Origin of the sequence: Thiosulfativibrio zosterae, assembly GCF_011398155.1 — a bacterium.
In the GTDB taxonomy this organism is placed as follows: domain Bacteria; phylum Pseudomonadota; class Gammaproteobacteria; order Thiomicrospirales; family Thiomicrospiraceae; genus Thiosulfativibrio; species Thiosulfativibrio zosterae.
This window is the reverse complement of the sequence record NZ_AP021888.1, coordinates 1-24,042: the sequence shown is the minus strand read 5'-3', so window position 1 is coordinate 24,042 and position 24,042 is coordinate 1. Positions and strand designations below refer to the sequence as shown.

Sequence of the window (24,042 nt, the reverse complement as noted above, 5' to 3'; positions counted from 1 at the left end):
AGGAAAAAATGGGAAGTTATTAGTTTTTGAGAGAGCGATAAAAGTTTTCATGAACCCCTAACAAAAGTAGAGTTCTACTGTTTTCATCCCATTCATAGGCTAATAGAAACTCTTGGTGAACACATTCAAACTTATAAACAAATACTCCCGCTAGGTCTCCTTTCTTTTCGGTTCCAAGTTGTGGTGTTTGAATGATGTTTTGAATGGCTAAATTCACGGACTCAAGTTGATTTTTATGGAGTTTTTTATAGGCCCTTTTAAAAGCGGGCTTTTGTAGAAGATTCATGATGCGTCTGAATTGATAAATTCAAACGGTTCAGAATTTTCATGTCTTGCAAGAATGAGTTTTTGGATGGTTTCTATCGACATATCTGGGTTTTCGAGCGCAGTTTTGCCAATGCGCGCCCAATATTCAATTTGATTGGGGATAGAGCGTAATTCAGCTTTTGCCTGTGATTTGGCCTCTTGATAAAAACGATCATTAATGCGCACGGTGGTACTCATGAAAAAAACTCCGTAAAAAATACTTGCCTACAATTGTAGGCAAGTAATGGTTTGAATGCAATAGAGGTTAAATTGATTTTAACTCCACCCTTATCTGCGCCACGCGCTTGGCCAGCGCTTGGCGTTTGGGTTCGTCCCAGTTTTGCAGGTGTTTGAGTGGCAGTGCCATGCGGTGATTTTGGCGTAATAAATCTTCATGTTTCACGAGGAACGCCCAATACAAAGTGGTAAAGGGGCAAGCCTTGTCGCTCGTGGATTCTGCAGGGTTGTAGCGGCACTTGGTACAATAGGGGCTCATTTTTTGAATGTAGTTGCCGCTGGCTAAATAGGGTTTGCTGGCCATCAATCCACCATCGGCATATTGGCTCATGCCCAGCACATTGGGCAATTCCACCCACTCCACCGCATCGACATACATGGCCAAATACCATTCGTGAATGGCTTTGGGATCGGTTTCCCACAAGAGCGCAAACAAGCCGGTGACCATCAGGCGCTGTATGTGATGACCATAACCGTGTTTAAGCACTTGGCCAATCGATTGTTGTAAACACACCATATTGGTTTTGCCCGTCCAGTAAAAGTCGGGCATAGGGTTCGTTGCGCCAAAATGATTCCAGTCTTGCCATTGCGGCATGGCGTGCCAATACAAGCAGCGCACATATTCACGCCATCCCAGCACTTGGCGAATAAACCCTTCCACCGCTTCAATCGGCGCACGTCCTTGGTGATAAGCCTGTTCGGCGGCTTGAATCACGCGCAAAGGTGAGATGAGTTTAAGATTAAGGCTGGAAGAAATCAGAGAATGATATAAAAACGGCTGGTCAAACCACATGGCGTCTTGATAAAGACCAAAGCTGGGCAAGCGATGCTCAATAAAATCGTCTAACGCCAGTTGCGCCTGCTCGGCAGTCACTGGCCAGTTAAAGTGGCTAAGGTTTCCCGCGTGTTGAGGGAACAGGGTTTTGACCAATTCCATAACGCTTTTGGTGAGGTCATTTGGGGCAAAAACCGGCCCAGAAATGACCAGGCCTGGTCCCTTTTTACCAAAATTACCGCGGTTTTTGGCATCAAAATTCCACGCGCCGCCGATGGGTTTGCCGTCTGCCATTAAGATGCCGGTGCGTTGGCGCAAATGGCGCACCCAGTATTCCATTATGGGGCTTTTGCGCTTTGCCATCCAGGCGCTGAACTCACCGGGCAAGCTGATAAAATGGCGGTCGGGTAACACTTTGAGTTTAAGCCCAGCACTTTGGCAAGTGGTTTTAAGTTGCTGCAACACACGATAATCACCGGGCAAGACGACTTGAATGTTTTGCACACTGTGTTGGGTTAAAAAATGGCTGAGTGCAGTTTGAAAACTGGCGAAATTTGCACTGGCATCGGTGCTGAGGGCGTTATAAAACAGCGGAAAATCCTCTCCTTGCAGTTGGTCGGCAAAGTGGCGCATGGCACTTAGGAATAAGACACTGCGTTGCGGATGGGATGCCACATGAGTACTTTCTTCAAGCACTTCGGCCATCCACAGCGCATCTTGGTTGGGGTCAAAGTCGTCAAAAATGGCAGAGTCGCGGTTGAGTTGGTCACCTAAAATCAGGCTAAGGGTGCGAATGGCTTTCATGGGTTTTCCTCGGCGTTCAATTGACGGCGTTGTTGTTTGGCTTGGCGTTGGCAGCGTTCGCTGCAATAGATCACGGTTTCCCAGTCTTTTGCCCACTTTTTGCGCCACACAAAAGGTTTGTGGCACACGGGGCAGTCTTTAGAGGGCAGGTGTTGTTTTTGAATGCCTCGCATTAAGCATCTCCAAATAAACTGAGTTGGTTGTCGGGAACGCTATTGCGCGTTTTTTTGGCAGGCGATTTTACCGAGGTGCGGCGGTTGCGTTTTAAGCGGCTACCGTGTTTTTCAAATACCTGTTTGGCCTGTTCTTTGGCTTGCGGGTCTTTGCGCGCTGCCGATAATTTGGCTTTGGCCTGTTTGGCGCTGTCGGCTAAATCAACCAGCGGTTTGGGGTAGGTTTGGCCAATCATAACGCCAAACTGCGTTTGAATCATTTCCGGCATTTCCCAGGGGGCGTGAATCCAATCTTTGGGGAGCGCTTGTAATTCTGGGCACCAAAATTGAATAAATTTGCCCTCTGGGTCGTGGTCTTGCGATTGTTTAACCGGGCTGTAAACTCGCATAGCATTGATGCCGGTGGTGCCCGATTGCATTTGAATTTGGCTGTAATGAATGCCAGGTTCATAGTCGGTAAAGCGTTGCGCGAGGTGCGGTGCGAGCAAACGCCAGTCAATCCACAGTTGATAGGTGGCAAAAGACACCAGCATGGCGCGCATCCGAAACGGAATCCAGCCAGTCACATTTAAACAGCGAATACAGGCATCGACAATCGGCACCCCAGTTTGACCGCTGAGCCAAGCGTTTAAATAGTCCAACGCATGCACATTATCAAAGCGCAGGGTTTCGGTGGCTGGGTGCAAACATTGGCTTTCCATTTCGGGTTCGGTTTCAAGCTTTTGCATAAAATGACTTTGCCAAAAACAGCGCGAAATAAACGCAGTAAGGCTGCGTTGATGCACATCGGGTGCCACACTTTGGCGCTGGCGCGCTGCTTGAATCACTTCGCGCATCGACAAACTGCCCCAAGCTAAATGCGGGCTCAGGCGGGAAGAGTTTTGGCGCGCTTTAATCGGATGAGCGATGTCATACAAATATTGCCCAACCCGTTGAGTTAAAAAACGCTGCAACTGTTGCAAGCCACGCGACCGCCCTCCGGGCTGAATTTGTTCATGCGCCACCAAAGGGGGTGGCAAGGGTAGATTGGCTGGCAAAGCTTCAAACGGCTGACAAAAGGGTAAAAAACTGGGTTCTGGCAGGCAGGCCTGGTTAAAAAAAGCCTCCGCTTGGCTTTGCCAGGCATTACGATAAGCGTTAGCGCCACGTTGAATGGGATGTTGCGGAATTTCATGCCAAGCGATGTGGTTTTGTTTAAGCCAGGCTTTAACGCTCAGATCACGCCCAAAACTCCAGAGGTTGCCGCTTTCTTGGTGCGACCACACGGCTTGAATGTCGTAAGTGTGTTGCAGGGCCTGCAATACGCTCAGGGCGTCGCCCATTTTACAAACTAAAGGCTGCCCCAAGCGCGTCAGGTCAAGATTAAGTTCGTACAGGCAGTCGGCCACAAAGCGCCATTGGCGCAAACTGGCATCGGGCTGTTGCCAAAGTTCGGGTTCAAAGATATACAAAGGCAAAACCACCCCGCGCTCGGCGGCGAGTAACAGCGGCGCATGGTCGTGGGTGCGCAGGTCGCGTTTAAACCAAACTAATTGTATTTGCGGTTTTGCCATGGGTGAATCCAAACAGTTGAAACAAAATTATACATAACTTTTACAAAACCTATTTATAAAGTCTAGCAACACTTGTTAGAATGTCCAAAATGTTCAAAAATTTCTGCTAAACTCATTAAGAATTTTTCGCATTTGGCGTCTTCATCTAAGCACTTTTTCTATTCACGGGAGTTTATAAAATGTCTTTAAAATTGAAATCATTAGCCGGTATTTTTGGATTGGCTTTTTGGGCGGTAGGTCAAAATGCGTTTGCACAAGCAGAGCCGATTTATGTGAGCGATGTGGGCTTTGCCACGCCTGAGTCGGTGGAATACAACGCGGCAGACGATGTGTATTTGGTGGCCAATATTAATGGCAATCCGTTTGATAAAGACGACAACGGTTTTATTTCTAAGGTCAGCCCAGACGGCACGGTGTTGGATTTAAAGTGGATTGATGGCGCCAATGCTCAGGTCAATTTGAATGCGCCAAAAGGGATGCAAATTTTAGGCAATCGTTTATACATTGCCGATATTGATACCGTTCGTGTATTTGAATTGCCTTCAGGAAAACAGTTGAAAGACATTAACATCAAAGGCAGCACCTTTTTAAATGGCGTGTCTAAAGCTGATGACAACAGTGTGTATGTAACCGACAGTGGGTTAGCGCCCGGTTTTACAGGCTCGGGTGCGGATGCCATTTATAAAGTGAGCGTTAATGGCAAGGTTATCCCGATTGTAAAAGGGGTTCAGTTAGGTAAACCCAATGGTGTTGCGGCGCATGATGGCGGCATTATTATGGGTACCTTTGGCAGTGGCAAACTTGTGTTTATGGATGCGAAAGGGCAAACCAAAGCGCAAATGACTTTACCCGGCGGGCGTTTGGATGGTTTATTGAGTTTAGACGATGGCTCAATCATTACATCCAGTTGGGAGGCCGAAGCGGTGTTTCACATTAGCCCTAATAAAGCGGTGAAAACCCTGATGGATGGCCTAGAAGCGCCTGCGGATTTAGGGTTAGATACCCAGCGCAATCGTGTGTTGATTCCCATGTTTAAAGCCAACGAAGTGGTGATTTTGCCCTTGAATTGATTTAACACTTTTAAGAGCCACCTAAAAAGCCACAGCCTATTGTCTGTGGCTTTTTTATTAATGGGGTTTTAGGGTTATAGTTTTTGAGGTAACAAAGCCTTTTTAGCCGAGGCTGACTGAGTTTTAAAGAATGCCATTTCTGTTTTAAGCGTTTCTGCTTGATGATTTAGATTTTCAGCAGCCACGGAGGTTTCTTCCACCAGTGCGGCATTTTGTTGCGTTACCTGGTCAATTTGATGAATGCTTTGATTCACCTGCTGCACGCCTTGTGATTGTTCTGATGACGCTTTGGAAATCTCATTAATCAAAGTATTGGCATCCACGATGGCATGGTGAATTTTGTCTAAGGCTTGCCCCGATTTTTGTGCCAAAGCAACGCCTTGGCTGACCCGAGAGGCGGTTTCATCAATCAGGTGAGTGATGTCTTTTGCCGCATCTGCTGATTTTTGCGCTAAGGAGCGCACTTCACCTGCAACCACGGCAAACCCTCGTCCATGTTCGCCGGCACGCGCCGCTTCAACCGCCGCATTGAGCACCAATAGATTGGTTTGGAAAGCAATGCTGTCAATCAGGGTAACAATATCTGAAATTTTGTGGCTGGATTCTTGGATTTGATCCATAGCCTGAAGGGTGTTTTGCATAATGCTGCTGCTTTGTTCGGCATCGTGACTGGCCTGATTGGTCAATTGGCTGGCCGTATGAGATTTCTCTGCATTGGCATGAATGGTTTCACTGAGCTGCTCCATGGTGGCAGAAGTTTCCTCTAAAGCCGCCGCCTGTTCTTGCACTCTTTCGCTTAAAGACATAGAACTTTGGGTTACCTCGGCAGCGGCTCCCGAGACAATATTGGCAGCTTCTTGTGCCTTTTGAATGACTTGGTTGAGGCGTTGACCTGAGGTGTTGAGTTGATTTTTTAAGTCTTCCAGTTGTCCGGCGAACTGGCTGGTGCAAATCACAGAAATATTACCTTGCGCTTGCTGTTGCGCCATCTGGGTAATTTCAGCCATGGCTTTGGCTAGACTGAGCATAGAATCGTTAACCGTATCTTTCATGTCTTTGAGTTCACCATTGGCTTCACAGGTCACCTGTTCTTCAAAGTGGCCTTCGTTAAGCCCGTGCATGACTTGGTTAATGCCACCGATGACCGTTTGCATTTGGTGCATGGCACGGTCGACTTTTTCTCTGAATGCGGGGGCGATTTTGGGGTCCATGCGGGCTGCAAATTCCCCTTGATAAATGGCTTGCATGATTTTTTCTAATTCAGACATGGTAAATGCAACACTTTGCGCGCTGCTATTAACGCCTTGTTTTAGGGTGAGTAAATCACCTTTAAAATCAGCAGTGATTTGTATGTTAAAGTTGCCTTGCGCAATGGCCGACATCACGCCATTGGCTTCTGCAACCGCATTTTCCATGTGACTGAGCAAACCGTTTAAGGCATTGCCAATATCTTGAATTTCGTCTTGGTTATCGTGTTTAAAGCGTTGCGAAAAATGATAGTTTTGCGCCACATCATTAATCATATCCGACAGCGATTTGACGGCTGTGGAAACGCGTTTCATTTGGCGTAGCGAGGTTAAAACGACACCCAAGATAAATAAGATGGCTAGACCATAAATGAAATTTTCAAGTTGTGAAATTTTATCGGCTAAAAAGCTGGAGACCTTTTCATTGACCGACTCCAGTGCTGTGTCGGTTTGATGAATGGTATTGCGCATATCACCGAGTATGCCTTGCTTGCTGTCAAAGCCTTTGCGCTCATAACCTTCTACCATGGCTTTAAATTGCGTTTGATAAGTGGTTAGCAGCTGGGCGACTTTGTCTTTTTGCTCGTTGGTGAGCGTTGATTTTTGCAGGTTTTGTTGGAATACCGCCACATCTTGGTTAAATTTGGTTAAGTATTTGATGTCCATGCGCAGTAAAAAGTCTTTTTCACGGCGTCTGAGCATCAGCATGTCTTTTAAGAGCGCATCGTTTTTATATTGTTTTAAGTCAGATTCGATATTGTGCACGGCACTTCTTAAGTCGCCTTGCAAACCAGACTTCTCATCTAAGCCAACGGCTTTGGCTGTTTCGACCAGTTCGGTGAATTTGGTGTGATAACTTTTGAGAATGCCCATGAGGGTTGCGGTTTCTTGGCTGGCGAACCCCGCTTGGGCTAAGTTGTTTTCTAGGGTTTGCAAATCAGCTTGGGTGGCCGCTATTTGCTGGTTGAATTTTTCTTGGTAGGTTAATTGGTTACGCAGTAAAAAGTCTTTTTCATGGCGGCGTAACATGAGGATATCAACATTCATTTCCTTTAACAGGATTTGATTGTCTTTCAGATGACTGACTTGATTGATGGAATAACTCAGTGCCGCTAACATACCGACGCCTAATAAGATCACCAGCAGCGTCATGACGGCATTACTTTGCTTAATCGACATAAAAAAATCCTTTTTAAATGGACGAAATAGGTATGTTTGCGTTTGAAATTAAAGTCTTCAATGCAATCTTCATAAAAGTTTAACCTGTTTATCGATTAAGTATGCTAAGAACTGGCATTTTTTGTGACTGAGTCTTACTTTGCAAACTGTTCTTTAAAAAGCAGGGTCTATGGCACCGGCAATGCTGTTATTGAGTCTAAACCAGCCGGCAATGCTGACTCTAGGATGAAGGGTAGGGAGCACTTCGTGGGGAATTTGTTCACTCATAAAAACCACCATTTTGCCGATTCTGGGGTTAATGGTGGCCAATTTTTGGCTGGAGTCTTCGTTATAAATCACCAGTTGACCGCCCCATTCGGCCTGCCAGTCGGGATTGAGATACAGCACAGTGGTGACCATACGGTTGGCTTTGCCACGAAAACTATCCAGATGCTTTTTGTAAAAATCGCCTTTTTTATAAAGCGCAAAATGGCTCTCATATTCAAATAAACCCAAAAATAACGCCCGATTGAGTTGGCATTGCAGATTGGCCATGTGCTTTAAATAACGCTGTTGTGGGGGGGTGCTATTATCGAGCCATTTGATTTGGTCACGGCGAATATCTTTATTGAGTTGCAAGGCATCGCCACGCCCAATGCCGGCTCGGCGCAACTCGCCTTCTTCGTCTAAAGATTCGACTTCTGCCAGCAATTCTAGACATAAGTCTTCGTCAACGGCGTTTGGCCATTCAAACCAGCCTTGCTCAACAAGCGCATCTAATAAAGAATCTAAGATATTTTCTGTTAGATTTAATGACATAATGGCCCTGAAACGCAGATGAAAAAGTTTGCGGATTATGCGCTCAAGTCAGTCTTTTAGCAATCAAAAAATTGAGGTCAAAATGGCGTTTAGTTTTGAAGAAACTCTACCCGTTTTCAACAACTTATCGGACACCTTAGCCACCGATGCTTATCACAGCCTGCCGCAAGATTGGTGGATTGTGATTACCGATGTGCGCGGCTCAACAAAAGCCATCGCCGAAGGGCGATATCGCGACATTAATGCCGTGGGTGGCAGCACCATTGCGGCTTTGCTTAATGCGGTTAAGCCTTCTAAAGTGCCCTATGTGTTTGGTGGCGATGGCGCCTCATTTTGTGTGCCGCCAGAGCTTTTACCCAAAATAAAACGCGCCTTAAGAGGCTGCCAAGAACTGGCGCAGGATGGGGTGCAATTAGAGTTGCGCGTGGGGTTAATTCCTTATAAAGACCTAGAAAGCCCTATCAATATTTGTCGCTACCAAGCCGCACCCAACTTAACGCAATATTTTTTTATGGGTGGCGGCATGGAAGAAGCAGACGCCAAAATTAAAGCCAACCAACACTATCACCTAGACCCAAATACCGAGCCTAAGGCAGACTTTAGCGGTTTTGAATGTCGTTGGAATGAAATCCCCAGTCAACAAGAAGTGACCTTTAGTTTGTTGGTCAAAGCGCGCTGTAAAACCCAAGCAGAATCCCTGGCTCTTTATCAAATGCTGATTGCCGAAACCCAAAGGGTTTTGGGTGACGCTTCGCAACATCATCCGCTCAATACCGCAGGATTAAATTTGTCGATGAATACACAAAAATTAAAAGTGGAAGCAGAAACCAAAACGCAAAATAAAAGTCGCTGGGCAAAATGGGCGATGCGCCAAAAAATTCGGCTGCAAAATATCATTGGTAATTATTGGATGGAGCATCAAATTGAAGCGCTAGAAGTGCATTGGGGCGGTTATAAACAAGACCTTATCCAACACTCTGATTATGTGAAATTGGACGATACTTATCGGTGTGTGATGTCTGCTTCGCAAGCGTCCATTAACGAATTATTAGCCTGGTTAGAACAACTTCACCAAGCCGGCAAACTCTATTACGGCTGTCACCAAACCCACAGCGCCATCATCACCTGCCTAGTCGAAAAAACTGGCCAAGAACACATCCACTTTGTAGACAGCGCCGAGGGCGGCTATGCCATGGCAGCCAAGCAGTTGAAAGCGCAGATACTGATGCGACAGTAAAAAATAGCTTAGGGTAGAAGTATTATTTCTTGGGTGACTTATGTTGCCAGTTGTGATTGAGTAACGCTTTATTATTCTTGGCGCCCAAATTTGAAAGATGAGGGTGACAATTTCTTGATTGAGGCCGCTACAGCTGATGTGCCAAAAACCATTTTGGATTGTTTGGATGATTAGTTTGATGAGATTTTTGCTGAATTCTTAATTAAACTTCTAAGACGTGATTAATTATTTGATGACTTAAGCTTTTTAAAATGGAAGCTTAAGCCATAAGGTAAGTAGACTAAAAATTATTTATATGGTTTTTCAAAGCACATAACCATAGAGGTTGTTGACTTATTTGAAGTGGTATATTCAGATGCATAAGCAACTTTCCACCCGTCATATTTTTTTAGAAGTTCGTTTACTTCTTCCTCATCTCCAGTAGTAAAATCAACACAGCGTGTAGCCATTGAAGATTCTTGGCTGGATGATGCTCTTAGGTTCGATGATACGTTAGCTGGAGCACAGGCTGTAACTGAAGCAAATACCGCAAATAAGGCGGCCAGAGATATAATTTTTTTCATTTAATATGTTTCCTTAAAATTAACAGAATTATTTTAAATTCCAATATTATGTTATCAAACTTTTAAAGTTTAATTTGTTATTTTTAATTTGTCCAAATAGGTTTTAATAATTTTCATAAAGATTCCGAATTAAAAATTTAGTTTTGAGTTAAATCTTTTTGTTAATTTTTGCTTTCTATTTTTTTATGTGTGGGGTTTTAACAAAGATTTCTAGTGTAATTCAGGCAATTTCATAACGAGATAGAGATTGTGCGTTTGCTAAATCGCGCAATTGATGGTCTAGGGTGTCTGAGATTTGTAAGGTCATTCTTGGCATAGGAAATCCTTTTAAGCTGTTGTGTGTTACAAATCGTAATGCGCTAGGTATTGCCAGTAAAGGTTTAGGGTTAGATTGTTTTATGACTGGTAAGAGATTAAACTTGGGCACTTTTATTAAGGTAGGTTAAAACTTTGAATCAAATCAATTTATCTGAGGCTACCAGGCTTATCCAAGCCGGCGAGGTGATTGCTTATCCTACCGAAGCGGTTTATGGTTTGGGATGTGATCCGTTTGATGAATCGGCGTTTAATCGTTTGTTGGATTTGAAGCAGCGTCCTTTAGAAAAGGGGGTTATTTTGATTGCGGCGAATGTGGCTCAAATTCGGGATTTGGCGCTTATTTTTGACCAGGCCTGGTCAGATTTGGTGCTGAAATCTTGGGAAAGTGCCTATTCTCCAACGACTTGGGTGTTGCCTGCAACCCCAAAAGTGCCAACTTGGATTACCGGTGGACGCAAGACGGTGGCGATAAGAGTGACGCATCATCCAGAGGTCAAAGCACTGTGTGAAGCGTTTGGTGGCGCGATTGTATCGACCAGTGCCAATTTATCGGGGCAACCCCCGATTAAAACGACCGCAGACTGTATTGCGTGTTTTCCTCAAATCCCTGTTATGCAAGGTCAATTAAGTGGTTTGGCAGAGCCTTCGCAAATTTGGGATGCGCAAAAGCAGGTGCGCTTGCGCTAAACCGAGTCAGCTTTAGCTTTTTTGACTGGCTTGATAAAGCCCCATGACTTTTTGGCTATAAACCTTTAAGTCTTTAATACGGCTTGCGTTAGAGGGATGAGTGCTGAGAATTTCTGGTGGAGCATCTTTTGACAGCTGTGACATTTTTTCCCATACATGCACAGCGGCTTCTGGGTTAAAGCCAGCGCGAGCCGCAAGTTCTACCCCCATTCGATCTGCCTCGGTTTCGTGTTCACGACTATTGGGCAGGGTTAAGGTGACATTCATGGCCATAGAGGCTAAATCAAGGGTTGGGCCTTGAATGCCAGTGGCTAAACTTAAAGCCGCTAGTCCGTAACTTTGTAATTGCGCTTGTGAAGCGCGTTCACGACCATGTTCACGCAAAGCGTGGGCGATTTCATGCCCCATAATGGCAGCGATTTCATCATCGGTTAAACTGAGTTTTTCAATAATGGCGGTGTAAAAGGCAATTTTGCCGCCGGGCATGCACCAAGCATTCAGTTGGTCAGATTGAATCACATTGACTTCCCATGCCCAGTCAGGTGCATCGGTTCTAAAGGCACTGGTTTTGGGTATTAGCCGATTGGCGATATCACGAACGCGCGCGAGTTGTTTGGCATCTGGATTGAGCGTTTTGTTTTTCTTGGCCTCGTCAATCACCTCGCCATAGGCTTTAACAGCCCCTTCTTGCATATCTTTTTCTGAAACAATCAGTAATTGTTGGCGGTCAACACCAACAGCCCCTTTTTGAGTGGTTTGACTGACGCAAGCTCCTAAAGTTAGGGTGGAAAGAATTGCTAAGGCCAGCAAAGGCTGTTTAAGTTTCATAAAGAGGTCTCCAAATCTTTTTTAGTTGGTTATTTTATAAAATTGTACGGAGTTTTCTAATAAAATGAAGTAATTAAACTGAGAAGGAAACCCTATGTCTGTCACCGCTACCCATATTGAAGCCGTAAAAACCTATTTATTAAGTTTACAAGATGACATTTGTCAGCAATTGTCAGCCGAAGATGGGTCGAAAGACTTTATTATAGATGCATGGGAGCGAGAAAAAGCGGAAGGCTCGATGGGCTTGACGGGTGGTGGGCGTACTCGTGTGATGGAAGATGGAGAAGTTATTGAGAAAGGCGGCGTTAATTTTTCTCATGTACGCGGCAAAACCTTACCCGCATCGGCAACGGCGCATCGTCCAGAGTTGGCGGGGCGTTCGTTTCAGGCTTTGGGTGTGTCTTTGGTGATTCATCCGCGCAATCCTTATGTGCCCACGTCTCATGCCAATGTGCGTTTATTTGTGGCTGAGAAAGAAGGCGAAGAAGCGGTTTGGTGGTTTGGTGGCGGTTTTGATTTAACCCCTTATTATCCGTTTGAGCAGGATGTGCAACATTGGCATTTGCAGTCCAAAGAAGCCTGCGAACCTTTTGGTGCTGAGATTTATCCCAAGTACAAAAAATGGTGTGATGACTATTTTTATCTAAAACACCGCAACGAAACCCGAGGTGTTGGCGGGTTGTTTTATGATGATATGAATACGGAATCTTTAGGTTGGGATTTTGAAACTTGTTTTGCGTTTATGCAGTCGGTTGGCAATCATTTTATTACCGCTTATCGCCCCATTATGAATCGCCGCAAACAGTTTGAATATGGTGAGCGCGAAAGAGATTTTCAGCTTTATCGCAGAGGCCGCTACGCTGAGTTTAATTTAGTATATGATAGAGGCACGATATTTGGCTTGCAAACCGGTGGTCGCACAGAATCTATTTTGATGTCGATGCCGCCTTTAACCAGTTGGAAATATGATTATCATCCAGAACCCGGCAGTCCAGAAGCGGAACTTTATGACTATTTAACCCCTAAAGATTGGTTGGCAGATCTAGAATAATGGAAGATTTAGACGATAAGGTTCGGGTAGATAAATGGTTGTGGGCGGCGCGCTTTTTTAAAACGCGTGGTTTGGCTTTAGAAGCCTTAAAAGGCGGCAAAATTGAGCTAAATGGCCAAAAGCCTAAACCCAGTAAAGTGATTGCTTTAGGCGATGAGTTATCCATTACGCAAGAACACCGCAAAGTCAAAGTCACGGTTTTAGCCATCAGCGATAAGCGTGGCTCGGCAGAGATGGCTGAGCATTTATATCGTTTAAATGAAGAACTTTTAAACCAACGCAAACCTACTTTAGATATGGCTTTAGTGGGCTACCGAGAAAAAGGCGCAGGTCGTCCGACTAAGCGCGACCGCCGTAAAATTGAAGCCATTGATTTTGGGTTTTAAAAATCTGGCTGAAGGGAGTGTTACATGGAATATGATTTTAGAATTATCTTAAATGATGATGCCATTATTATCGATTATGAAGACCCGCAAAATTTTTTGGGTTATGGCACCCAGGGTGAAACGGTCCGAGGTGAAAATTGGCTGAGTTTGTTTATTGATACCTCAGATTTCAAAAAGGTGATGGATGCTTTCGTCAGAACCTTTTCAGGAGAAGCGGAACAATATGTGCATTTTCAAAATGATGTGCTGACGGCCAAAAAAAATCATAAATATATCGATTTTCACAATCGTTTAATCGAGATAGATGGCAAACCCTGCCTAGAAAGTTTTGGGTTTGAACATTTTAAAGGTAGAGTGGCTGAATTTAAATTGTCAGATTAAAAAGCGGTTTTAAGTAATTGTTTCAAAACCTTTTTTTGCATTATTCTAATGTGTCTACTGTTTCGTCGGATGTTAAGAAGTTCCAAGTAAAGACCAATCCATAGGTTTCACCTCTTGTGGTTTCCACCAACGGACTCGCTGCGGTCACCGCCTGTTTTAAGTCGCGTTGTCGATAAAATCCACCTATCCAAAATTGTCCAATATGCCAATTAATTGAGGCACTGTAACTCATATTCGCAAAACCGCCTGTTGCTTGATAAGCCGGTCTGGTCGCGGTTGCTTCTGTTGGATTGACCCCATAAAAATAATCATTGTATTGTGCGGTGGCAAAATCGGCACTGGTGCCAAAGGTGGCTTTGATGCGCTGGTGATTGCCTAGATTGCGGCGATAATAGTAATAAATGCCCGGTGATGTGACCCAACCCTCTTGGTGAATGGACCTAAAATCGGTGGCTAAAATCGCTCTGATGGGCAACTCTAACTTTAATTCACTGATGTGTTTGCGATAAAGCGTATATTTAAAAACAGGCCCTAACCCTACCGAACCATCTAGGTCTTCCATGCCGTTGCGAGCTTGGTTGTCTTTGCTAGAAACCGGCACAGAAATCGACAAACTCAAGTCCAGTTCTAAGGGTCCTAATTCATATAACGGCTTTTTGACCTCTCTTTGGTCAATGGTTAAGTCTTTACTGCGGTAGGTAAAATACGGAAATGGCAGCAATAAATCGTTTTTTTCCTTAGAGCCCGGGTAATCAGGATAAGATACCAGCGATGGACCCAAACCAAACTCCCATTTAGGCAGGGTTTGTTGGGCAAATAGCAAGGGTTGATAAAGGTATAAACAACTTAGCCAAAGGCTTAAAGAAGATTTACTGAGCATAATTCCTCGCAAGTTAAGAGTGACTTTTTTGAGCGCTTTTAGCTCTTACCCGTAAAGTTTAACAACGATTGTAACCTTTGCACGAATCAATGCACGCTAAAAAATGGCTAAAATTTTCTAACCCTTTAATGCGTGCTTGGCCAAGTTCGGCGTTTTTCGGTTTAGTAAGTTAATTTTATCGAATTTTTTCTCACCCATCACTTATGCGAAGGATTTATATGATATTTTCTGTCAAGGGCATACTTAAGGAGCCGCTTTAATGACCTATACCATTTTATATGATGGCGCAAAAACAGATATTTTTAATGAAACCATCTTGCCGTTATTTGAAGATAAAGAGTTTGTCAGCTTTGCTTTTGATATGAATGCGTTGCCGGCTTTACCGGAAGATAGCCGGGTATTGCTGTGGTTGAGTGATGCTGATTTATATTTAGCCTTACCGCTGGCAGTCAAACATCTTTGGCAGGTGGGTTTTTTGCCTCATCCTGAGATGATTAGGCTTTACCGCACCTTTGATGTTCCCAAAAAAGCCAAGGAAGCCCTTCAGGATATTGACAGTGTTGAAGAAGCAGTTTTAGCAGATTTAATGACTTGTAATGATGATTTGGTGTTTGGATCGGTTATGTTGGGCAATCCAAGCACCATGCGTCCTGCTTCACAAATGGACGAAGGATTAATGAGCAAGCTGCTCCATTTGGTGACATTTGTGCGCAACCTTCGTCACGATTGTTTGTTTCCTTACAAATTAACCACGGCAAAAAATACCACGGTCAGCACCGCTGCCTTGGGAATTACCGTGGTGTATCGTGCCAGTGGCAGCGATTTTACCCGTCGTACGGTCGGCGAAACACTGGTAGACGAATCCACGTTAAATGCCTTGATATTAGCGCCCCGCAGTTTGTCGCAAATAGTGAATTTTTTGGTGACTAAGCTGTTTAGTAAGAAAGCTGAGCAAGGTGTTTTGCCCGATTATTTGGGACACATCAAAACAGAAAGCTTGGTGATTAAAGGTACAAAAGAGTTGGCTTATAGCATTGATGGACAACAAATGATGGCTGAATCAGTCACTTTAGCGGTTCAAAAAGATGCGCTTAAAGTGCTCAGTACACGCTTACCTAAAAAAGAAAATCCCGCAGAGCTGAAAGAATCCATGAGAATCAGTGGCTTACCTAAAGGGCAGTCTATCAATGAATTAATCAGCAGACCTTTACCTTGGATTTATCACTCAGACCCAGAAGAGGTTAAAGAAACTTTTGTAACCTTAAAAGAAAATGCGCGGACTTCGGAATCTTATTTGGTCTTGATGGTATTAGCCACCTTGCTGGCTACGGTGGGATTGTTTGCGAATTCTGCCCCAGTGATTATCGGGGCGATGATTTTAGCACCCTTGATGGCGCCGATTATTTCCCTGGCCATGGGGGTGTTGCGCCAAAATACCGATTTAATGACAGTCAGTGGTAAAACGCTTTTTACCGGCATTGTCATGGCCTTAACTTTTGGTACTTTATTAACCCTAATTACCCCCTTGCAAGCCATTAATCATGAAATTGGCGCACGACTCAGTCCAACGCTATTAGATTTGGCGGTGGCAATTATTTCTGGGATTGCCGGGGCTTATGCTAATGCGCGTTCTGATGTGGCCAAAAGTTTGGCGGGGGTTGCCATTGCAGTGGCTTTAGTACCACCTTTAGCGGTTTCTGGTATTGGCATAGGTTGGTTGGATTGGCATGTGTTTTGGGGTGCTTTTTTACTGTTTATGACCAACCTTGTCGGTATTGTGTTGGCCGCAGCGGCTACCTTTTTACTGATGGGCTTTAGTCCGTTTCATTTAGCCAAAAAAGGCATTGTGATTTCTTTGGTGTTTGTGGGGATAGTGAGTATTCCTTTGGTGTTGGCATTTGATGCCATGGTTTCTGAACAACGCGTGGTCAGAGCTTTAGAGGGATCTCAGATTGAAGATTTGGAGATTAAAGATGTACAAGTTATTCACGGTTCGCCGATGACGGTTTCTGTGAAATTGTTATCGCAATCCCCGATTGAAGCCGCGCGCATCGAGCAGGTAAAGGCCAAAATTGAAAGCGAGGTAGGGGAGCCGATTCGTTTAGAGGCCACATCTGTCATGGTGCGTTAATTGCGATTGATGAAGATTACACCAAAAAAAAAGCCCGGTTACTTTCGTAAACCGGGCTTTTTCGTATTAGCGAGCGTTCTAAATAAATTACTTAGCTGCTAATCTCGCCATGGCTGCACGCTTTTTAGTGATTAGGTTTTGGATGATTGGCGTCATGATTAAATCCATGGCTTCAACCATTTTAGTACCAGAACAAATCATCGTAGTTTCGTTCTGTAACCAAGCACCTTCAATTTTATCAACGATTAAGCTTAAATCTTCGATGTCTTTGTGACGCACATGGGTAATAACCAAAGAGTTCTCTGGTGATGGTCCCATCGGTGCGATTTCAGTTTGTGTTGAGAACGGATCTGAAGTATCAACTAACGGAATACGTTGGAAGTTGATGTGGGTACGGTGGAACTGAGGCAGAATGTATTCAATATAATCATCCATACGCTCCATAATGGTATCACGCACTTGTTGAACGGTATAAGGACGCTCTGAAGTATCACGGTAGATTTTTTGCATCCACTCGATGTTGACCACTGGCGCAACGCCAATCCCTAAGTCAACATGCTGAGCTACATTGTATTTACCTTCTTCTGGACCGTGATCCATACGCTTAACCATTCCGTGCAAACCTTCGTAGAACAGGATGTCGGTATCTGCGGGTAAATCTTCCCAAGGCGTGAATTCACCAGTTGATAAGTTAGTGCCTAAACGCGCGTTATGCTCGGCGGCTTCTTCGTCAGAGTGAATGTAATAACGACGCTTACCGGTGGCTGATTTTTTGTATTCAGCAAACAAAGCTTCTAGTTTTTGGAATTCGTTCGCATACTCAGAGAAGTGAGTCAACACTGGACCACCGTTTGCCTTAGACTCAGCAACCTTAGCACGCATTTCCATGCGGCTATATTTATGAAAGCTATCGCCTTCGATAATGGCGGCATTTAAACCTTCGCGTTTAAAAATTGCTTCAACGGCTCTCTTAACAAAAGAGGTACCGGCACCAGATGAACCAGTTACGGATACTATTGGGTGTTCCACAGACATAGACAGTCTCCTAAAGTTTTCTAAAAATAACCAGGCCTGGTTATTTTTGGGTTAAATTTCGACTAAAAGTTTTAAAAATTTGTGCTATTTAAAACCATAATCTATTAGATTTCAAAACAAAATTTTTTATCACGCGCTTTAATGCGTACTAAACGTCTAGGTTTTCAACCTGTAACGCATTACTTTCAATAAAGTTACGACGCGGTTCTACCTCATCTCCCATCAGGGTGGTGAAGACTTGGTCAGCGGCAATGGCATCTTTAATGGTCACTTGTAATAAACGACGCGATTCGGGATTCATAGTGGTTTCCCAAAGCTGTTCAGGGTTCATTTCCCCCAAACCTTTATAGCGTTGAATATTTTGACCACGCTTGGCTTCGTTTAATAACCAATCTAAAGCGTCTTTAAAGTTGCTAACCGGTTCTTGTTTTTCACCGCGTTGCACAAAGGCCGTGGCGTCTAACAAATCTTTAAGGGCAGCGCTGACTTTTGCAATGGCTTGATATTCGGCACACGCAAAAAACTCTTCGCTATACACTTGAGAATGCAAAGTCCCGTGTTCACGCTGTTGTAAGCGCAATTGGAACTTAGCCTCGCCTTCTAGCGCGGGTTCAACAGACAACTGGTAAGTCACCTTTTGAATTTCGCCGATGGCTTGCAGTTTTTGCAATTCTAAATCCACCCATGCTTGCAGGGCGGCTTGGTCATTCAACATTTCTAGGGTCACTTTATCGGCTAGAATTAATTGATTTAAGAAAGTTTTATTATAACGACGCGATAAACGGCCATTGATGCGCTCAACTTGTAAGTAATCTTTGGCCAGGTTTTCTAACGCCAATCCTTGAACGGCCGGACCGTCTTTTGACACAGATAATTGCGCTTGGTCGAGTGCCGATTGCAGTAAATAGCTTTCGAGTTCGGTGTCGTCTTTTAGGTAGTTTTCTTGCTTACCGCGTTTGATTTTGTATAAAGGCGGTTGTGCAATATAGATATAACCGTTTTGTACCAACTCAGGTAACTGACGGTAGAAGAAAGTCAGTAGTAGGGTACGAATGTGCGAACCATCCACATCCGCATCCGTCATGATGATGATGCGGTGGTAACGCAATTTGGTGATATTGTATTCGTCTGGCCCGATGCCGCAGCCTAAGGCAGTAATCAGCGTGCCGACTTCGGCAGAGGCAATCATCTTATCAAAACGGGCTTTTTCCACATTCAGGATTTTACCTTTTAATGGCAAAATCGCTTGGGTACGGCGATCACGACCTTGTTTGGCTGAACCACCCGCGGAGTCACCCTCCACCAGATAGAGTTCAGATAAAGCAGGGTCTTTTTCTTGGCAATCTGCCAGTTTGCCCGGTAGACCTGCGATGTCTAAAGCGCCTTTACGGCGCGTCATTTCACGGGCTTTACGAGCGGCTTCACGCGCACGCGCGGCATCGACTATCTTGGCAAAAACCGCTTGGGCTTCTTTGGGATTTTCCAGTAAATATTCGGCGAACTTTTCGTTCATTGCCGTTTCAACGGCTGTTTTCACTTCGGATGAAACCAACTTGTCTTTGGTTTGTGATGAGAATTTTGGGTCAGGCACTTTAACCGAAATAACCGCCGCTAAACCTTCACGGGCATCATCACCGCTGACATTGATTTTGTATTTTTTGTTTAGACCTTCACTTTCAGCATAGGCATTCATGGTGCGTGTTAAAGCAGCACGGAAACCCGATAAATGCGTCCCACCATCGCGTTGTGGAATGTTGTTGGTAAAGCAGAAAATCGATTCTTGATAGGCTTCTGACCATTGCATGGCCACTTCAACGGTGATGTCGTCTTTAACGGTACTGAAGTAAAAGGCTTTTTCGTTAATGGGGGTTTTATTGGTGTTGATGTAGTCCACAAACGCCTTAATACCACCTTCAAACTTAAAGACTTCATGGCGATCATCGCGCTTATCTTTAAGCTCGATGTGCACACCAGAGTTTAAGAAAGACAGTTCACGCAAGCGCTTTAGCAGGTATTCAAAGCTGAAATCGGTGACATTGGTAAAGGTGGCTTTACTGGGTAAAAAACGAATTTCGGTTCCGGTTAAATCGGTGTCGCCAACGATGGCTAAAGGCGCATCAGGCACACCATGGCGATAGGTTTGTTTCCAGATATGGCCTTCACGCTTGATGGTGAGGTGTAATTCTTCAGACAGGGCGTTAACCACCGAGACACCCACTCCGTGCAGACCACCGGATACCTTGTAGGAGTTATCGTCAAACTTACCACCGGCATGCAGAATGGTCATGATGACTTCGGCAGCTGAAACGCCTTCTTCTGGGTGAATGCCGACCGGAATCCCACGACCGTTATCAGAAACCGACACAGAACCATCGGTGTGGATGGTGACCACAACCTTGTCACAATGACCTGCAAGCGCTTCATCGATACCGTTATCGACTACCTCAAATACCATGTGGTGAAGACCAGAGCCATCATCGGTGTCGCCGATGTACATGCCGGGTCTTTTTCGAACGGCATCGAGTCCCTTGAGGACTTTAATGGAGGAGGAGTCGTACGCTTGAGAAGGTTTGCTTGTTTCAGTCATAGATTTCGCTGCTTTTTAATTAAAAAATTAACCGAGTGATTGTATCACAACCTGAGTTAAATAGGTGAATTAGAAAGGGTTTAAGGCGTTTTAATGCGCTATTTTGGCGCTTTTAGCTGCAGATTTTAGTCCGAAATAATTTGGCCGTGTTTGACCTGAAATATTTGAGTGGTTTTTGGGTTCAACACGCTGACCAATTCTTCTGCGGTGGTGCTGATAATGTGTTGGATATTCAGGCAGTCCAGCAGCTTTAATAGCGTGAGCCTATGCTGGGCATCCAGCTCGGCTGGCAGGTCGTCAATTAACATAATCACAGGGGCGTTACTGTGTTTTTCATAGACACTGGCTTGGGCTAATAATAAAGCGCATACAAATAATTTTTGTTGGCCGCGCGATAATTTAACCAACGCATCTTGGCCATCCAGTTTAAAACTTAAGTCGGCGCGATGACAGCCATACTGAGTAAATCCTTGTTGGGCATCTTTGGCATAGTGGTCTTGCAGCAATTGGGCCAAACTTGCGGCGTTTTTGGGCCAGCCAGATTTATAGCCCAGCTGTATGTCTAGTTGTAATTCTGGCATCATCGCTTGGCAAAACTCATCCAAGTAAGGTTTAAGTTGTTCGGTGTAGGCTTGCCGAATTTGATGAACCTGTTCGGCGGTTTCTAGCAGTTGTGCATCCCATAAAGTGGTTTGCGCTTTGGGGAGCTTTTGACGCAAAGCATGATTGCGTTGTTTTAGAATGCGCTGATAATGACGCCAAGCTTGGCTAAAAGTGGGGTATTGATGAAAACAGCCCCAGTCTAAAAATTGGCGGCGGGCTTTGGGGCCTTCTTCAAGCAAACGATGGCTTTCGGGGGTTAAGAGTTGTACCGGCAATTTATTGGCCAAGAGTGCCTGGCTGTGAATGGTTTCGCCATTCAGCCGCAAGGTGCTAGAGTGTTCGGTGCGGTTTAGGCCCAGTTTATGGGTTTGACCGTCTTGCTCCACTTCGGCAAACAGGGTTAAGTCGGCGTGGGTTTGTTGAATGAGTTGCGAGGGTTTAACCGTTCTAAAAGACCGCCCAGTGGCTAAAACCCAAATACCTTCAATTAAAGAGGTTTTGCCAGCGGCATTATCCCCCACAATCAGATTCAATCCTGGGGCCAGTTTTAACCAGGCCTGGTCAAAATTACGGAAGTTTTGCAGAGAAAATTGGGTGATTTTAGCCAAGGTTAAGAAAGTGTCTTGAGGTTATGACTGTTTAAAGTGATTTAAACAGTCACAGAATTGCTAGAGGAAAATGCTAGAGGCGCATCGGCATAATAACATGCTGACATTCACAAACATCGGTTTGAGTTTCAAACAAACAGCTGCTATTGGCATCTTTCATACGCAGGGTGACTAGGTCATCATTTAACGAATTTAGAACATCCAGCAGATAGTTAACATTAAATCCGATTTCCATTTCTGGGCCTTGATAATCAATCGCCATGTCTTCGTGTGATTCATCTTGTTCAGAGTTTTGCGCATGCACCGATAACAGATTGGCTGCTAAGGCAAAGCGAATTCCTTTGAATTTATCGTTGGATAAAATGGCGGCGCGCTGTAATAGATTGCGGAACAATTCACGATCAGTTTGAATGATTTGATCATTGTTTTGCGGGATAACACGGCGGTAATCAGGGAAGCGACCATCGACTAATTTGCAAGTAAACACGGTATCTTCTAGACGCACGGTGAGGTAATTTTTGGCTAACGAAAACTCAATCAAAGAATCATTATCACTCATCAACTTTTGTAACTCTAAAACCCCTTTACGCGGCAGAATGGCTTGGGTAGGTACTAGGCCTTCGGTTGATAGCGTGGTTGCGCAGGTTGATAAACGATGGCCATCGGTTGCCACCACGCGTAGCGCGCTTTGATTGATGTCAAACAACATACCATTCAGATAAAAACGCACATCTTGGCTAGCCATGGCAAAGGCGGTGTTCTGAATAAGTTGTTTCAATTGGTGCTGTTGCAGTGCAAAAGAGATTTCGGTTTGCGTTAAGTCTATGGTTGGAAAATCATCAGCCGGTAAGCTGGATAATTTAAAGCGCGAACGCCCAGCTGACAGGTCACAACGGCCGTCTTCAAAATTCAAAACAATGGTTAAGCCTTCAGGCAAAGAGCGCACGATGGTCATTAACTTAATGGCAGGTAGGGTGATTGCGAAATCGCCTTGTGAGCTTTCGAGTTCAGTTTGCGCACGGGTTTCGATTTCTAGGTCAGAAGCCGTAACCGTTAGGGTATTTTGTTGAATTTGTAACAGCACATTGCCTAAGATTACCATGGTTTGGCGTTTTTCGACCACGCCTGCCACGGTTTGTAGCGCACGCAATAAACTTTCGCGAGAAAGGCTAATTTTCATAGTAGATTCCCTGTCATCCTAGTCAATAAATGGGTTGAGACCTTTGTTCGTGCAAAGATATCAGTTGGTGATAATTCTAATTAAAGCGTTAAAGTCTTCGTCAAAGCGGTGATCGGTTTCACGCAGTTCTTTGATTTTTCGCACCGCGTGTAATACCGTGGTATGGTCGCGTCCACCAAAGGCATCGCCAATTTCAGGCAGGCTGTGATTGGTGAGTTCTTTAGAAACCCCCATCGCCATTTGTCTTGGGCGCGTGATGTTGCGGGTGCGTTTTTTGGATAATAAATCCGCCACTCGAATTTTATAATAATCGGCTACGGTTTTTTGAATGTTTTCTAAGGTGACCATTTTTTGTTGCAGTGCCAGCAAGTCCTTCAAGGCTTCTTTGGCAAGTTCAACTGTGACGGCTTGTTGGGTAAACTGCGCAAAAGCCCCCACGCGTTTTAGAGCGCCTTCTAAATCACGCACATTACCACGCAGGCGTTTGGCAATGAAAAACGCCACTTCATCAGGTAATAACAAGCCAAACTCAGAAGCCTTTTTCATCAAAATGGCAACGCGCATTTCAAACTCTGGCGGTTCAACGGCAATGGTTAAGCCCCAGCCAAACCTTGATTTTAAACGGTCTTCTAACCCATCCACTTCTTTGGGAAAGCGGTCACTGGTAAGGATGACTTGTTTGTTGCCTTCTAGTAAATGATTGAAGGTGTGAAAGAATTCTTCTTGAGATTGGTCTTTATTGGCAAAAAACTGAATATCATCAATGAGCAAGGCATCTAGCGAGCGATAAAAGCGCTTGAATTCATCAATTTTATTATGGCGCAAGGCATTCACCATATCCGCCACAAAGCGTTCAGAGTGCAAATAAACCACTCGAGCATCCGGATTGGCGCGCATCAATTCATTACCAATGGCGTGCATTAAGTGGGTTTTACCCAAACCTACGCCACCATAAATAAAGAAAGGGTTGTAACTGCCGCCTGGGTTTTCGGCCACTTGGCGTGCAGCAGCTGCTGCGAGTTGGTTGGCTTTACCCTGTACAAAGGTATCAAAGGTAAAATTAGCGTTTAAATTATGTTTGATACCATTTTTTGAAGCAGGAGCGGCATTTTTAGATGCGCTAGGGGTGGCAGGCTTAAGCGGCTGCGGAATCACCATGGCTTCAGTTTCTGGAGCTTCATCAAGGTCGTAATCGCCAATCATGAGTTTAATATCTGGGGTGGCGTAGGGCGCAACAAATGCAACGGCTTCTTTGATTTGCGGTAAGAGTTTTTTGACCCAGTCCAAAATGAACGGAGAAGGTGCCATCAATTGAATCGACTGCTCATCTTCCACAGGTCTTAAGGGTAAAATCCAAGTGTGGAACTGTTGATCATTGAGGCGCAGTTCGAGTTGTTTGAGGGCTAGGGGCCAAATTGCTGACAA

The 24,042-nt window shown here is 44.6% G+C and carries 22 protein-coding genes; 7 read left to right on the top strand and 15 right to left on the bottom strand.

Translation table 11 applies throughout. From position 1 onward, the window contains the following. Positions 1-19 precede the first annotated feature (19 nt). The 5 genes from THMIRH_RS00110 to THMIRH_RS00090 form a co-directional block, all read right to left on the bottom strand. Entirely contained in the window at positions 20-286 is a 267-nt protein-coding gene (locus THMIRH_RS00110; RefSeq protein ID WP_173289546.1) for a type II toxin-antitoxin system RelE/ParE family toxin, read from the bottom strand. After that, positions 283-504, bottom strand: a complete 222-nt coding sequence (locus tag THMIRH_RS00105; RefSeq protein ID WP_173289544.1) for a TA system antitoxin ParD family protein — start codon at positions 502-504, stop codon at positions 283-285. Before THMIRH_RS00105 ends, THMIRH_RS00110 begins: the two co-directional genes overlap by 4 nt. 67 nt (positions 505-571) lie before the next feature. Beyond that, positions 572-2,122 carry a cryptochrome/photolyase family protein gene (locus tag THMIRH_RS00100; protein WP_173289542.1) on the bottom strand — a complete coding sequence of 517 codons (1,551 nt, stop codon included), beginning with the start codon at positions 2,120-2,122 and terminating at the stop codon, positions 572-574. After that, positions 2,119-2,295 (bottom strand): DUF2256 domain-containing protein, encoded by a 177-nt coding sequence (locus THMIRH_RS00095; protein ID WP_173289540.1) that lies wholly within the window; start codon positions 2,293-2,295, stop codon positions 2,119-2,121. Before THMIRH_RS00095 ends, THMIRH_RS00100 begins: the two co-directional genes overlap by 4 nt. Continuing rightward, positions 2,295-3,848 carry an FAD-binding domain-containing protein gene (locus tag THMIRH_RS00090; RefSeq protein WP_173289538.1) on the bottom strand — a complete coding sequence of 518 codons (1,554 nt, stop codon included), beginning with the start codon at positions 3,846-3,848 and terminating at the stop codon, positions 2,295-2,297. The genes THMIRH_RS00095 and THMIRH_RS00090 overlap by 1 nt, the downstream gene beginning before the upstream one ends. Positions 3,849-4,027: 179 nt before the next feature. Between THMIRH_RS00090 and THMIRH_RS00085 the strand changes: the two genes are divergently transcribed. Next, positions 4,028-4,918, top strand: coding sequence for an SMP-30/gluconolactonase/LRE family protein (locus tag THMIRH_RS00085; RefSeq protein ID WP_173289536.1), 891 nt, complete (start codon positions 4,028-4,030; stop codon positions 4,916-4,918). A gap of 74 nt (positions 4,919-4,992) precedes the next feature. On the opposite strand, the gene THMIRH_RS00080 is transcribed toward THMIRH_RS00085, so the two are convergent. Together THMIRH_RS00080 and THMIRH_RS00075 are read right to left on the bottom strand one after the other, a co-directional pair. After that, positions 4,993-7,344: a methyl-accepting chemotaxis protein gene (locus THMIRH_RS00080; RefSeq protein WP_173289534.1), complete on the bottom strand. Its 2,352-nt coding sequence runs from the start codon at positions 7,342-7,344 to the stop codon at positions 4,993-4,995. 153 nt (positions 7,345-7,497) lie between these two features. Further along, positions 7,498-8,142: a 2OG-Fe(II) oxygenase gene (locus THMIRH_RS00075; RefSeq protein ID WP_173289532.1), complete on the bottom strand. Its 645-nt coding sequence runs from the start codon at positions 8,140-8,142 to the stop codon at positions 7,498-7,500. An 82-nt stretch (positions 8,143-8,224) separates the two neighbouring features. Here THMIRH_RS00075 and THMIRH_RS00070 point away from each other — a divergent pair, with 82 nt between their 5' ends. After that, a complete protein-coding gene (locus THMIRH_RS00070; RefSeq protein ID WP_173289530.1) occupies positions 8,225-9,379 on the top strand; it encodes a DUF3095 family protein in 1,155 nt (384 codons plus the stop codon). Positions 9,380-9,666: 287 nt separating this feature from the next. On the opposite strand, the gene THMIRH_RS00065 is transcribed toward THMIRH_RS00070, so the two are convergent. After that, the gene (locus tag THMIRH_RS00065; RefSeq protein ID WP_173289528.1) at positions 9,667-9,942 is read right to left on the bottom strand and encodes a hypothetical protein; all 276 of its coding nucleotides are present in this window, start codon (positions 9,940-9,942) and stop codon (positions 9,667-9,669) included. Positions 9,943-10,392: 450 nt separating this feature from the next. Here THMIRH_RS00065 and tsaC point away from each other — a divergent pair, with 450 nt between their 5' ends. Further along, positions 10,393-10,947, top strand: coding sequence for an L-threonylcarbamoyladenylate synthase type 1 TsaC (gene tsaC, locus THMIRH_RS00060; protein ID WP_173289526.1), 555 nt, complete (start codon positions 10,393-10,395; stop codon positions 10,945-10,947). Between the two features lie 12 nt (positions 10,948-10,959). Here tsaC and THMIRH_RS00055 read toward each other — a convergent pair whose 3' ends face one another. Beyond that, the gene (locus THMIRH_RS00055) at positions 10,960-11,775 is read right to left on the bottom strand and encodes a M48 family metallopeptidase (protein ID WP_173289517.1); all 816 of its coding nucleotides are present in this window, start codon (positions 11,773-11,775) and stop codon (positions 10,960-10,962) included. A 94-nt stretch (positions 11,776-11,869) separates the two neighbouring features. Here THMIRH_RS00055 and hemF point away from each other — a divergent pair, with 94 nt between their 5' ends. The 3 genes from hemF to THMIRH_RS00040 are packed head-to-tail and all read left to right on the top strand — an operon-like array spanning position 11,870 to position 13,593. Continuing rightward, on the top strand, positions 11,870-12,826 hold the full coding sequence (hemF, locus tag THMIRH_RS00050; RefSeq protein ID WP_173289515.1) for an oxygen-dependent coproporphyrinogen oxidase: 957 nt from the start codon (positions 11,870-11,872) through the stop codon (positions 12,824-12,826). Continuing rightward, positions 12,826-13,212 carry an RNA-binding S4 domain-containing protein gene (locus tag THMIRH_RS00045; protein WP_173289513.1) on the top strand — a complete coding sequence of 129 codons (387 nt, stop codon included), beginning with the start codon at positions 12,826-12,828 and terminating at the stop codon, positions 13,210-13,212. The genes hemF and THMIRH_RS00045 overlap by 1 nt, the downstream gene beginning before the upstream one ends. A gap of 24 nt (positions 13,213-13,236) precedes the next feature. Further along, on the top strand, positions 13,237-13,593 hold the full coding sequence (locus THMIRH_RS00040) for a hypothetical protein (protein ID WP_173289511.1): 357 nt from the start codon (positions 13,237-13,239) through the stop codon (positions 13,591-13,593). Between the two features lie 40 nt (positions 13,594-13,633). On the opposite strand, the gene THMIRH_RS00035 is transcribed toward THMIRH_RS00040, so the two are convergent. Next, positions 13,634-14,473, bottom strand: coding sequence for a MipA/OmpV family protein (locus tag THMIRH_RS00035; RefSeq protein WP_173289509.1), 840 nt, complete (start codon positions 14,471-14,473; stop codon positions 13,634-13,636). A 259-nt stretch (positions 14,474-14,732) separates the two neighbouring features. Here THMIRH_RS00035 and THMIRH_RS00030 point away from each other — a divergent pair, with 259 nt between their 5' ends. Continuing rightward, entirely contained in the window at positions 14,733-16,604 is a 1,872-nt protein-coding gene (locus THMIRH_RS00030; RefSeq protein WP_173289507.1) for a TIGR00341 family protein, read from the top strand. An 87-nt stretch (positions 16,605-16,691) separates the two neighbouring features. Here the strand turns inward: THMIRH_RS00030 and THMIRH_RS00025 are convergent, their stop codons facing one another. From THMIRH_RS00025 to dnaA, 5 genes are all read right to left on the bottom strand, one after another. Continuing rightward, a complete protein-coding gene (locus tag THMIRH_RS00025; RefSeq protein WP_173289505.1) occupies positions 16,692-17,639 on the bottom strand; it encodes a phosphoribulokinase in 948 nt (315 codons plus the stop codon). Between the two features lie 148 nt (positions 17,640-17,787). Further along, a complete protein-coding gene (gene gyrB / locus THMIRH_RS00020; RefSeq protein WP_173289503.1) occupies positions 17,788-20,226 on the bottom strand; it encodes a DNA topoisomerase (ATP-hydrolyzing) subunit B in 2,439 nt (812 codons plus the stop codon). A 125-nt stretch (positions 20,227-20,351) separates the two neighbouring features. Then, positions 20,352-21,437, bottom strand: a complete 1,086-nt coding sequence (gene recF / locus THMIRH_RS00015) for a DNA replication/repair protein RecF (RefSeq protein ID WP_173289501.1) — start codon at positions 21,435-21,437, stop codon at positions 20,352-20,354. A 73-nt stretch (positions 21,438-21,510) separates the two neighbouring features. Further along, positions 21,511-22,617: a DNA polymerase III subunit beta gene (gene dnaN, locus THMIRH_RS00010; protein ID WP_173289499.1), complete on the bottom strand. Its 1,107-nt coding sequence runs from the start codon at positions 22,615-22,617 to the stop codon at positions 21,511-21,513. Positions 22,618-22,677: 60 nt separating this feature from the next. Beyond that, positions 22,678-24,042, bottom strand: coding sequence for a chromosomal replication initiator protein DnaA (gene dnaA, locus THMIRH_RS00005; protein WP_173289497.1), 1,365 nt, complete (start codon positions 24,040-24,042; stop codon positions 22,678-22,680).